Source organism: Nocardioides sp. NPDC057772, assembly GCF_042798075.1.
Lineage (GTDB): Bacteria > Actinomycetota > Actinomycetes > Propionibacteriales > Nocardioidaceae > Nocardioides.
Genome location: NZ_JBHVKN010000170.1, coordinates 1 through 11,180, shown reverse-complemented (window position 1 = coordinate 11,180; position 11,180 = coordinate 1). Strand labels below are relative to the sequence as shown.

Annotated in this window: 9 protein-coding genes; 5 read left to right on the top strand and 4 right to left on the bottom strand. The window is 70.2% G+C overall.

Annotated features, from left to right (window positions below; genetic code table 11):
- Positions 1-189: 189 nt before the first annotated feature.
- Positions 190-840, bottom strand: a complete 651-nt coding sequence (locus ACFVJS_RS21680) for a TetR/AcrR family transcriptional regulator (protein WP_378884739.1) — start codon at positions 838-840, stop codon at positions 190-192.
- 95 nt (positions 841-935) lie between these two features.
- Here ACFVJS_RS21680 and ACFVJS_RS21675 point away from each other — a divergent pair, with 95 nt between their 5' ends.
- Positions 936-2,141, top strand: coding sequence for an FAD-dependent monooxygenase (locus ACFVJS_RS21675; RefSeq protein ID WP_378884736.1), 1,206 nt, complete (start codon positions 936-938; stop codon positions 2,139-2,141).
- A 3-nt stretch (positions 2,142-2,144) separates the two neighbouring features.
- Here ACFVJS_RS21675 and ACFVJS_RS21670 read toward each other — a convergent pair whose 3' ends face one another.
- Together ACFVJS_RS21670 and ACFVJS_RS21665 are read right to left on the bottom strand one after the other, a co-directional pair.
- Positions 2,145-2,399, bottom strand: coding sequence for a hypothetical protein (locus tag ACFVJS_RS21670; RefSeq protein ID WP_378884733.1), 255 nt, complete (start codon positions 2,397-2,399; stop codon positions 2,145-2,147).
- Complete coding sequence (locus ACFVJS_RS21665) at positions 2,396-3,694, bottom strand: PspC domain-containing protein (RefSeq protein ID WP_378884731.1); 1,299 nt, start codon at positions 3,692-3,694, stop codon at positions 2,396-2,398. The genes ACFVJS_RS21670 and ACFVJS_RS21665 overlap by 4 nt, the downstream gene beginning before the upstream one ends.
- A 124-nt stretch (positions 3,695-3,818) precedes the next feature.
- Between ACFVJS_RS21665 and ACFVJS_RS21660 the strand changes: the two genes are divergently transcribed.
- Both ACFVJS_RS21660 and ACFVJS_RS21655 read left to right on the top strand, forming a co-directional pair.
- Complete coding sequence (locus ACFVJS_RS21660) at positions 3,819-5,129, top strand: PspC domain-containing protein (RefSeq protein WP_378884725.1); 1,311 nt, start codon at positions 3,819-3,821, stop codon at positions 5,127-5,129.
- Positions 5,126-5,773 (top strand): LuxR C-terminal-related transcriptional regulator, encoded by a 648-nt coding sequence (locus ACFVJS_RS21655; RefSeq protein ID WP_378884722.1) that lies wholly within the window; start codon positions 5,126-5,128, stop codon positions 5,771-5,773. The genes ACFVJS_RS21660 and ACFVJS_RS21655 overlap by 4 nt, the downstream gene beginning before the upstream one ends.
- Positions 5,774-5,785: 12 nt before the next feature.
- Here the strand turns inward: ACFVJS_RS21655 and ACFVJS_RS21650 are convergent, their stop codons facing one another.
- Positions 5,786-8,056, bottom strand: coding sequence for a SulP family inorganic anion transporter (locus ACFVJS_RS21650; RefSeq protein ID WP_378884719.1), 2,271 nt, complete (start codon positions 8,054-8,056; stop codon positions 5,786-5,788).
- A gap of 135 nt (positions 8,057-8,191) precedes the next feature.
- Here ACFVJS_RS21650 and ACFVJS_RS21645 point away from each other — a divergent pair, with 135 nt between their 5' ends.
- Together ACFVJS_RS21645 and pcrA are read left to right on the top strand one after the other, a co-directional pair.
- Positions 8,192-8,554 (top strand): hypothetical protein, encoded by a 363-nt coding sequence (locus tag ACFVJS_RS21645; protein WP_378884717.1) that lies wholly within the window; start codon positions 8,192-8,194, stop codon positions 8,552-8,554.
- Positions 8,555-8,613: 59 nt separating this feature from the next.
- Complete coding sequence (gene pcrA / locus ACFVJS_RS21640) at positions 8,614-11,073, top strand: DNA helicase PcrA (RefSeq protein WP_378884714.1); 2,460 nt, start codon at positions 8,614-8,616, stop codon at positions 11,071-11,073.
- Positions 11,074-11,180 lie beyond the last annotated feature (107 nt).

Here is an 11,180-nt window from a genome sequence, read left to right as displayed (position 1 = left end):
GGGCCGCCGCCCCGATAGCCAGCCAAGTTTTTTCTCGATCTGGTCCGGAGTCCAGGACCGCGAAGCGGCCGGCGAAGCCGGCGGGCCGAAGGCCCGTCCTTGACGCCGGTCCAGATCGAGAAGACCCTCAGGAAAGGGTCGGCGGCCCACGCCAACCACGAAGTAACGGTTGTGCACAGGCAGTTCGCCCTACGTCAGCGCCCGATCGAACTGATCCTCAGTGATCGCCGGGGCCCCCAAGGCCGTGGGCCGATCCCGCCGAGTACGCAGCCCGTCGAGCAAGAGCGTGACGAACCGCTGCCACAGCTCCGGCGCGACGTCCCGGGTGTGATGGGTGACCGCCCCGAGCATCAGGTGGATGAGGGGGAAGTCGGAGGGCTCGACATCGTCGCGGAGCTCACCGGCCTGCTGGGCGCGGACGATGAGGGTTCTCGCGGCGGGCTCGAATCCGTTGCGAGCGTCAACGAAAGCGTCGGCGGTGCCTCGGTTGCGTTCGAGCACGAGCTCGCGGAGCCCACGGTTCTCGGCGAAGTCCCGGGACGTGGCGAGGAAGAACTCCTCGAAGCCGCCCCATGGGTCGGGGTTGGTCAGGGCCTTCTCGGCGTGGTCGGCGAGGCGTCGTACGGCGCCTGTCAGCACCGCCTCGATGAGCTCGTCTCGGTTGGCGAAGCGACGGTAGACGGTGCCGACGCCGACCCCGGCGTGGCGGGCGACATCGTCGAGGGTGACGTCGATGCCGCGGGATGCGAAGAGCTCCTGGGCGGCGGCGATGAGGCGCTGACGGTTGCGCTCGGCGTCGGCGCGCAGCGGCCGGGTGGGTGGGGCCGGTGACGTACTCATGCCTTCATCCTAACCAAGCGGAGAATGTTTCTCCGCTTAGTGCTAGGCTGCGAGTTAACCGGAGAACAGGTCTCCGTTTGGGAGGAGGCGTGAACATGGCGGCACCACGGGCGCTGATCGTCGGGATGGGCATCGCGGGACTGGCGACGGCGATGCGGCTGCGTGAGATCGGCTGGGAGCCGGTGATCGTGGAGCGTGCCCCTGACCGCCGGGCCGCCGGCTACTTCGTCGGACTCTTCGAGACCGGGCGTGCGACCGCGCAGCGGATGGGTGTGCTCGACGCGATCGGTAACCGCACCGACCTGGACGGGATCACCTACAACGTCGACCGAACCGCGACCAGACGTCGTCCGGGCATGGGCTACAGCGACCTTCCCGGCCAGCCGCGCCTCATCCTGCGCGGCGACATCGAGTCCGCGCTGTACGACCAGGTCGTCGAGGTCACCGAGATCCGCTACGGCACCAGCCCCGCCGCCGTCGACGAGCACGTCGACGGGGTCCACGTGACCCTGCGCACCGCGGACGGTGTCGAGACCACCGAGCGCTTCGATCTCGTCGTCGGAGCCGACGGTCTGCGCTCGACCGTACGCCGCCTGGTGTTCGGGCCCGACGAGGAGCTGCTGAAGCCGCTGAACCACATCATCGGCGTCGCCCTCCTCCAGGAGCAGGTGCCGGGGTTCAACCCCTCTGACGGACTCATCCTCACCGAGGAGGGCCGCTCGGTGTGGGTGTTCGGGTTCGCCGACCACGCGCCGACGGTGATGTTCTCCTATCGGACCGACGACGAGGACGCCCAGTTCCGCGGCAACCCGATCGACAGGATCCGCGCCGCCTTCGGCCCCGAGGCGCCGGGGCCGATCCTGGAGCATCTCTTCCGCGAGTTCGAGGCCGCCGAGGACCGCCTGTTCGACTCGGTCCACCAGGTCGTGATGCCGACGTGGCACACAGACCGCGTCGTCGTGGTCGGCGATGCGGCCTGGTGCCCGACTCTCTACTCCGGCATGGGGGCCTCGACCGCCATCTCCGGCGCCGACCTCCTCGGCACGACCCTCGCCCGCAACCCCGGCAACACGGCGCGTGCCCTGCGGGAGTGGGAGCAGCGGCTGCGCCCGTTCATCGAGGTGCAGCAGCGCTCGGGGCGTACGGACGGGTTGGCGATGTTCGTGCCGCAGAACCGGCGGGACCTGCTCATGCGTCAGGCGGTGTCGCTGATCAGCAGCAACGACGTCACCAAGAGGGCGTACCGGTCTGTCCTCGCCGGAAAGATCAAGGAGAAGTCGCTCGACGTCGCGGCTCCGTGAGGGTCAGCTCTTCCTGAACAGCGCGGCGAGCAGCCCGACGGAACCGCCGACGATCCAGGGGAGCGGCAGGAGCCAGCGGAGGTCCTCGATGCTGCGTACGACGACGGTGCCGGTCTCGACCAGGGCCCAGACACCGACGAAGACCAGGAAGGCGAGCCCCATGACGAGGTGGCCGATGTTGACCGGGTGCCGGCCGGTGCGCTTGGGCGGCGTGGCCTGGTCCTCGAACCGCGGTGGCGGGGCGTAGTCGTAGCTCATGGTGTGCTCCTCTCGACAGTCTCGATGAAGGCCGCGGCGCGGGGGTCGCTCTCCGCGAAGACGCTGATCGCGCCGATGTCCGCCGTGGTGGTCAGGTGAAGGTCGGCGTCGTCGGCGAGGCCGGGCTCGCTGCCTTCCTGCCCGGCGACGTGGGTGCGGGCCAGGTCGAACCCGCCGACGTCGCTGCGGGTCTCGTCGAAGACCCGCGCCTCACCGAGCGCGCTGACCGAGGCGTCCACGGCCACGGTGGCGTCGTCGGGGACGATCACCGTGATCTCGCCGAAGGAGCTGTTGATGTCGAGATCACGTCCGTCGAGCGTCTTGGCGTCGATGGCACTCATGTCCAGCAGGATCTCACCGGCGTCGACGTTGTAGGACGACTCGAGCACCGCGACGCTCTGCGGGTGGGACTCGATGTTGCTGCTCGTCTCGATGCTCGACGGGTCGATCATGGTGAGCGGCAGCGCGGCCAGCGCCAGCAGTCCGAGGAAGATCAGCCCGCCGGCGCGGCCCCAGAAGGCGCCGAGCACGAGGAAGGCGCCGAAGACGGCCAGCAGTGCCGCCGGGTAGGCGCTGATCGGGACCGACGCCCAGCCCGCGACGTCGACGAGCCCGAGGACACCGACCTCGATGGCGGCGACCGCGATGGCACGACCGAACAGTAGCGGCGGGCGCCGGCGATCGGCCACGGCGACAGGTGCGTTGGGATCGTAGGATCCGGGTGGCCACGGGGCGGGCAGAGTACGCGTCTGAGCTGCGGAGACGTCTACGCGAGCGGGTGCTGTCGAGGTGGCCGGTGGCGGGGGAGGTCCGCCCCGCTTGCGGCCGAGCTTGCCGCGGTTGGCGTACCAGAGCGCGACGACGGCCAGCACCGCGAGCCAGAACCAGGGCACGCTCGTGTCACCGAACGCGTCCCCGAGGAGCGAGATCGCCGCGATGCCGCCGGCGATCCAGAGCAGCAGATTACGGGCCGGCGGCCCGACCGGGACCATCCCGTCCTCGGCGCTCTCCTCGGGCACGAGCAGCCAGGCCGCGACGTACACGATCCCGCCCGCACCGCCGAAGAACACCGACACCACCAGGACCACCCGCACCAGGAGTGGGTCGATGTCGAAGTGGCGTGCGATCCCACCCGCGACGCCCGCGATGTGCCGTCCCTCCGGGGAGGCATGGGTCGTACGCCGCAGGCCACTGAGGTTGCGCAGCTGCTCGCCGCTGGGGCGGGTGCGCGCCTCCGAGACAGGCGATGGCGGCTCCGGGGTGGGAGGCGGCGGCGCCTCGGGCGGGATCGTCACACCCCTACTCTGACCCCTCCGCACCCCGCAGACCATCAGGGACGGCCCTGAGTTCGCGACGAGCCAGGATCAGGGTGAATCCTCATGGCACGCGCCCGCGGTTGGTGTGACGATGGTTGTCATCATGACGACAACCCATGCGACCGCGGAGCTGCCGGCACCGCCTCCGGAGCCGGCAGTACGCCGCGCCTACCGCGACACCGACGCGTCGGTGATCGGCGGCGTGGCCGCCGGCCTGGCCGAGCACCTGAACCTGCCGGTCCTCGCCGTGCGTGCGTTCTTCGTGGTGACGGCGGTGTTCAGCGGCTTCGGCGTGGTCCTCTACGCCGCGCTGTGGATCTTCATCCCCGCCGCGCCCCACATCGAGCAGTCCACGCCGGGCGGCGAGAGCGCGACCCGCGGCGGCCGCCGCCCCGCGGCGCGTGCGAGCGGGGTCGACAAGGGCCCGGCGATCGCGCTGCTCGCGCTCGGGTTCGGCGCCGTCGTCCTCTTCGACGCGATCCTCGGCGCTGGTGCGCTGATCTGGCCGGCGATGCTCGGCGTCGCCGGTGTCGCGCTGCTGTGGCGCCAGGCCGACGCCGCCCAGCGCGAGCGCTGGATCGACGGCACCGGCCGTCTCGACCTGGTGCGGATGGTCTTCGGCAAGGGTGGCTGGCGGGCGTACGTCCGCGTCGGCGTCGGCGTCGGGCTCATGCTCTTCGCGGTGATCCTCGCCGGCGGCCAGCTCAACCTCGGCAACGCCACCGCGTTGGTCATCGCCGGGCTGATCGTGCTCGGCGCGGGCTTCCTCGTCGCCGGGCCGTGGGTGCGTCAGCTCGCCAGCGACCTCGGCAGCGAGCGCGAGGAGCGGATCCGGAGCCAGGAGCGCGCCGACATGGCCGCCCACCTGCACGACTCCGTCCTGCAGACCCTCGCCCTGATCCAGCGCAACTCGGGCGACCCCGCGATGGTGCAGAAGCTCGCCCGTGCCCAGGAGCGCGACCTGCGGGAGTGGCTCTTCTCGACCCCGGCCGAGGCCGACGAGACGTTCGCGGCCGCGCTCAAGGCGGCCGCCGCCGAGGTCGAGGACGCCCACGGCGTGACCGTCGACGTGGTGGTCGTCGGCGACGGTCCCTTCGACGAGACGGTGAGGCCGATCGTCGCCGCCACCCGCGAGGCCGTCACCAACTCCGCCAAGCACGCCGGCACCGGACGGGTCGACGTCTACGCCGAGGCGACCGAGGAGGCCTTCGAGGTCTTCGTCCGCGACCGCGGCGCCGGTTTCGTCCTGGACGAGGTCTCCGCGGACCGGCATGGCGTACGCGACAGCATCATCGACCGGATGTCGCGCCACGGCGGCTCGGCTGTGGTGAGATCGTCACCGGGTGAAGGCACCGAGGTGCGGCTGAAGCAGCCTCGCACGAAGGAGGCTGGCTATGAAGGAGAACGGACATGAGTGAGGTCAAGGTCGTCATCGTCGACGACCACGCGATGTTCCGCACCGGCGTACGCGCCGAGCTGAGCCGGTCGCCGGTCATCCGGATCGTCGGGGAGGCCGAGGACGTCGACACCGCGGTCAAGGCGATCGCCGAGGGCAAGCCCGACGTGGTGCTGCTCGACGTGCACCTGCCCGGTGGCGGCGGTGTCGAGGTGATGCGCAAGGCGCCGGCCATCGACGGCTCGCCGCGCTACCTCGCGCTGTCGGTCTCCGACGCCGCCGAGGACGTCATCGGCACCATCCGCGGTGGCGCCCGCGGCTACGTCACCAAGACCATCACCGGCTCCGAGCTGGTCGCCGCGATCCAGCGGGTCTCCGGAGGAGACGCGGTCTTCTCGCCGCGGCTGGCCGGGTTCGTGCTCGATGCCTTCGCCGGCACCATCGCCATCGCCGACATCGACGAGGACCTCGACCGTCTGACCGAACGAGAGCGCGAGGTGATGCGTCTCATCGCCCGCGGCTACTCCTACAAGGAGGTCGCCGGGGAGCTGTTCATCTCGATCAAGACGGTCGAGACCCACATGTCCAACGTGCTGCGCAAGCTGCAGCTGTCGAGCCGTCACGAGCTCACCCGCTGGGCCAACGACCGCCGCCTGCTCTAGGGGGCGACCCGGTCACGCGGGCTCGGGCGGCCGGGCCTCCATCAGGTGAGCGAGCTCGTCGGTCTCCGCGTCGGTCAGCGTCGTGAACCCGTCGCTGCGCAAGATCTGCAGCGTGCCGTCGGAGATGTCCAGGAACAGACCCACGAGGCGTACGTCCCGGCCTGCCAGGAGCTCCCCGAGCCGGTCGATCATGACCGCGACGTTGACCTGGGAGACCTGGTCGACCTCGCTCCGGCCGGCCGCGGCAGCGGCGAGACCGACCGGATGCCCGGCCTGCCACTCCTGGATTGCCGGAGCCGCGTGACGCAGCCAGTCACCGACCGGTCCCGGCGGCACCTCCCCGGCACGGGTGCTCTCCAGCGCCGAGGTGATCGCCCCACAGCGAGAGTGACCGCAGACGACGACGGTGTTGATGCCGAGGTCGTCGACACCGAACAGCATCGGTGCGGCCACCGAGCTGTCCGTGCTGCCGGGCTCGGGCACGAGGTTGCCCATCGTGCGCACCGTCAGCAGGTCGCCGGGACCGCTGGAGGTGATCAGGTTGGGCACGACCCGGGAGTCGACGCAGGTCAGGAAGACGGCCTGCGGCTCCTGCCCGTCGGCGAGGCCCTCGTAGACCGGCCGCAGCGGCGCCGCGTGGCGGCGGTGGTACTCCCGGACGCCGAGGGCCAGCGGGTGGTGGCGGTCGGTGCGGTCGGCGCGTACGTCCTGCCAGGCGCCCCACGGCAGCAGTGCCCGCGGGCTGATCGGCGGGGCCTTCAGCGCCCGCTCCTGACTCGGCGCCTCGGTGCCGTGCGGCCCGGAGTGCTCCACGACCACCGTGCCGCCGGCGGCCTCGTAGCGAGCGCGCCAGTGGTCGAGCTGGTCACGCCCGGCCGGGTCGAGGTAGTCGACGAGGAGGTCGAGCTCGACGAGCTGGCCCTCCGGGATCGCGTCGAGCCGGCTGACCAGCGTCGGCGTCGCCAGGAACGAGAGGCTGCCGTGCACCTCGACCAGCCACTTCTCGCGGCCGTCGGTGGTCTGGCCGGCCTGGCGTACGTCGATCCGCACGTGGACCAGTCGCCACAGCACCAGGACCAGAGCGGCGACCAGGCCGATCATGACGCCCTCGATGAGGTTGAGCGCGAGCACACCGGTGATGGTCAGGGCGTAGATCCACAGCTCGCCGCGGGCGTGTGCCTGGGAGATGTCGGCGGGCCTGACCAGGCCGGTGCCCATCATGATCAGCAGCCCGGCCAGGGCCGCGAGCGGGATCTGCTCGACGAGCCCGACCAGGACGAGGGCGAAGAGCAGCACCCAGACGCCGTGCAGGATCGCGGAGGCACGGGTGCGGGCTCCGGCGGCGACGTTGGTCGAGCTGCGCACGATGACGCCGGTGACCGGGAGACCGCCCAGAGCGCCGGAGGCGGTGTTGGCCAGCCCCTGACCGACGAGCTCGCGGTTGAGGTTGCTGCGCTGGCCGCCGTGCAGCTTGTCGACGGCGACCGCCGAGAGCAGGCTCTCGACGCTCGCGACCAGCGCGACGGTCAGCACCGCGCCGGCTATGGCGAGCGGGGTGCCCTCCGGCAGCGCGACCGACCCGATCTCGTCGAGCAGGTCACCGCCGAGCTCGACGCGTTCGGCGCCCGGCAGCCAGGCGGCCGCGAGAAGGGTGAGCGCGACGACGGCCACCAGCTGGCCCGGCACGGCCCGGATCCGCTGCGGGAGCCGCGGCCAGGCGAGCAGGATGACGATCACCCCGAGCCCGGCCAGGATGGCGTGGATGTTGGGCTCCTGCGCGTTGCCGATGATGTGCTTGATGTTCTCGAACGCGCTGGACTGCGACCGGCCGCCGAGAGCGACGTTGAGCTGGCCGAGCACGATCGAGATCCCGATGGCGGCGAGCATAGCGCTGACGACGGTGGGCGAGATCGCCAGCGCGTAGCGTCCCAGCCGGGTGGCGCCGAGCACGACCTGGAGCGCACCGGCCATCACGGTGATGGCGCAGGTCGCCTCCCATCCGAACTCGGCGACCGTCTCGGCCACGACGACGGTCATGCCGGCAGCCGGGCCGCTGACCTGCAGCGGGGAGCCGCCGAACAGGCCGGCGACGATGCCGCCCGCAGCGGCGGCGATCAGGCCTGCGGCGACAGGCGCGCCGGAGGCGACGGCGATGCCGAGCGAGAGCGGCACGGCGACGAGGAAGACGACCAGCGAAGCAGGTACGTCGAAGCGAATGATCTGGCCGAGCTGGCCCAGCGGTCGGGATCTACCGGTGGGCAGGGTTGGGTCATGTGTTGACACGTCAGAATCCTCCGTAAGGAGCCGAGATCGAAAATGGCGGTCACCAACAGGCTAGACAGGTGTCCAAAATCATTCTCAGGTCGTCTCACGGGAGCCGCCTGCCGAGTGCGGAGGTCCGGGCTCTAGTCTTTGCCCATGGAGATCGTGCGGCACATTCTGCTCGTCATTCACCTGCTCGGCTTCGCCGCTCTCTTCGGCGGCCTGCTCGTGCAGATCAAGGCCCCGGACAAGGTGGCCAACGGACTCATGCGGGACGGCTCCGGCACCGCGTTCCTGGCCGGTCTGCTGCTCGTCGGCGTCCTCGAGATGGGCGACGGTCCGGTCGACCACGCCAAGGTCGGCGTGAAGCTGGTGATCGGCCTGGTCGTCCTCGGCCTGGTGATGTCCCAGCTGCGCAAGCCCAAGATCTCCAACGCCCTCTACTGGACGATCTTCGCGCTGACGGTCATCAACGTCTGCGTGGCGGTCTTCTGGTCCTCAGCGCACGTCGCTTCCTGACCCTTTCGAGGCCTGCCGACCCGCGACTTGTCGGTGGCGCACTCTACGCTGGAGACAGCATGAGTACGCCTGACCAGACCCCTGTCGCCACCATCCCGGGCCTCGAGGCCTTCGCCTCGGCACAGCCGGCCGACGAGCCGCGTACGCAACGGCGTGGGCCGAGCGCCGAGGAGCTCCTCGACGGGCTCAACGAGCCCCAGAAGGCTGCGGTTCAGCACCAGGGCGCGCCGCTGCTGGTCGTCGCCGGTGCGGGGTCGGGCAAGACCCGGGTGCTGACCCGGCGGATCGCGTGGCTGATCTCCCAGCGCGGCGCCCACCCCGGCAGCATCCTGGCGATCACCTTCACCAACAAGGCCGCGGCCGAGATGAAGGAGCGCGTCGAGGCCCTGGTCGGCAAACGTGCCCGGATCATGTGGGTCTCCACGTTCCACAGCGCCTGCGTGCGGATCCTCCGCAAGGAGATCGACAAGGTCGGGCTGAAGTCCAACTTCAGCATCTACGACGCCCAGGACCAGAAGCGGCTGATGCAGCTGGTGCTCACCGACCTCGACCTGGATCCGCGCCACTACCAGCCCGGCCAGGTGCTCAACTGGGTCAGCGACCAGAAGAACGAGCTGCGCGACGTCGAGGCGGCCGAGAAGGACGCCCGCAACCATCTCGAGCAGACCTACGCCGCGGCCTACAAGGAGTATCAGAAGCGGCTTCGCCAGGCGAACGCCCTCGACTTCGATGACCTGATCATGTCGACGGTCGAGCTCTTCCGGTCCTACCCGGAGGTGCGCGAGGTCTACCGGCGTCGGTTCCGCCACGTCCTGGTCGATGAATACCAAGACACCAACCACGCCCAGTACGCCCTGGTCCACGAGCTCTGCGCCGACCAGATGGACGATACGGCGCTGACCGACTCCTACGCCGACGAGACTCCTCGGGCCGAGCCGGCCGAGCTGATGGTAGTCGGTGACGCCGACCAGTCGATCTACGCCTTCCGTGGCGCCAACATCCGCAACATCCTCGACTTCGAGCAGGACTTCCCCGACGCGACCACGATCCTGCTGGAGCAGAACTACCGCTCCACCCAGACGATCCTCACCGCCGCCAACGCGGTCATCAAGCACAACAAGGGTCGCAAGGAGAAGGCCCTGTGGAGCGACGCCGGCAACGGCGACCGCATCGTCGGCTACGTCGCCGACGACGAGCGCGACGAGGCCCGGTTCGTCTCCGACGAGATCGACAAGCTCGTCGATGCGGGGTTCAAGGCTGCCGACGTGGCCGTCTTCTACCGCACCAACGCCCAGTCGCGTGTGTTCGAGGAGGTGTTCATCCGCACCGGCCAGCCCTACAAGGTCGTCGGCGGAGTGCGCTTCTACGAGCGCAAGGAGGTACGCGACGCCCTGGCCTATCTCCGCACCCTGGCCAACCCCGACGACCAGGTCTCGCTGCGACGGATCCTCAACACCCCGAAGCGCGGCATCGGTGATCGCGCCGTGGCCTGCGTCAACGCGCTCGCCGAGCGTGACGGGCTGACCTTCTGGGAGGCGCTGCAGAAGGCCGAGGACGCTCCCGGCATGGCCACCCGCAGCCTGACCAACATCAAGGCCTTCGTCGCGATGGTCGAGGAGCTGCTGCAGATGGTCGACGCCGGCGAGCGTGCCGACGTCATCTTGGAGACCGTCCTCGACCGGTCGGGCTACCTCGCCTCGCTCGAGGAGTCCGACGACCCGCAGGACGAGACCCGCGTGGAGAACCTCGCCGAGCTCGTCGCCGTGGCCCGCGAGTTCTCCGACGACCCCGTCGCCGCCCCGAGCGCCGACCCCGCCGACGTGGACGCAGGCACCGTCGAGCCCGGCCTCGCCGACTTCCTGGAGCGGGTCGCCCTGGTCGCCGACACCGACCAGATCCCCGACGACGAAGACGGCGTGGTCACCCTGATGACGCTTCACACCGCGAAGGGCCTGGAGTTCCCCGCGGTCTTCCTCACCGGCATGGAGGATGGCGTCTTCCCGCACTCCCGGGCTCTCGGTGACGGCACCGAGCTCGAGGAGGAGCGCCGGCTGGCCTACGTCGGCATCACCCGCGCCGAGAAGCGGCTCTTCATCTCGCGAGCCGTCGTCCGGTCCGCCTGGGGCGCGCCCTCCCACAACCCCGGCAGCCGCTTCCTCGACGAGCTCCCGGTCGACCTGGTCGACTGGCGGCGTACGGAGAAGGAGATGTCCTCTTGGGGCCGGCCCAACTTCGCCGGCGACAGCTGGGGCGGTGGCCAGCGGCTCGGTCAGCCCACCGCGGCCGGGCGTCGCAACTTCTCCTCGGCCGCGCTGCGCGCCGATGTCGCGGCGAAGTCGAAGCCGGCCCGTGCGGTCCCGTCGCTCGATCCGGGTGACCGCGTCACCCACGACTCCTTCGGTCTCGGCACCGTTGTCACCATCGAGGGCTCCGGCGACAAGCAGGTCGCGAGCATCGACTTCGGGGACACCGGGGTGAAGCGGTTGCTTCTCCGCTATGCCCCGGTCGAGAAGCTGTGACTCGGGGCGGCTAAGGGCACACGACGGGCTGTTGCCGCTTAGGCGGCTGGTTTCACATGAGACGCCGAGTCGGCGCAACCGCACGCCTCGCTTCGCTCCAAGGCTGT

Excerpts from the sequence above, each read along its gene's own strand:
- ACFVJS_RS21675 (WP_378884736.1), top strand. The coding sequence starts at position 936 with ATGGCGGCACCACGGGCGCTGATCGTCGGGATGGGCATCGCGGGACTG.
- ACFVJS_RS21660 (WP_378884725.1), top strand. The coding sequence starts at position 3,819 with ATGACGACAACCCATGCGACCGCGGAGCTGCCGGCACCGCCTCCGGAG.
- ACFVJS_RS21645 (WP_378884717.1), top strand. The coding sequence starts at position 8,192 with ATGGAGATCGTGCGGCACATTCTGCTCGTCATTCACCTGCTCGGCTTC.
- ACFVJS_RS21680 (WP_378884739.1), bottom strand. The coding sequence starts at position 840 with ATGAGTACGTCACCGGCCCCACCCACCCGGCCGCTGCGCGCCGACGCC.
- ACFVJS_RS21670 (WP_378884733.1), bottom strand. The coding sequence starts at position 2,399 with ATGAGCTACGACTACGCCCCGCCACCGCGGTTCGAGGACCAGGCCACG.
- pcrA (WP_378884714.1), top strand. The coding sequence starts at position 8,614 with ATGAGTACGCCTGACCAGACCCCTGTCGCCACCATCCCGGGCCTCGAG.
- ACFVJS_RS21655 (WP_378884722.1), top strand. The coding sequence starts at position 5,126 with ATGAGTGAGGTCAAGGTCGTCATCGTCGACGACCACGCGATGTTCCGC.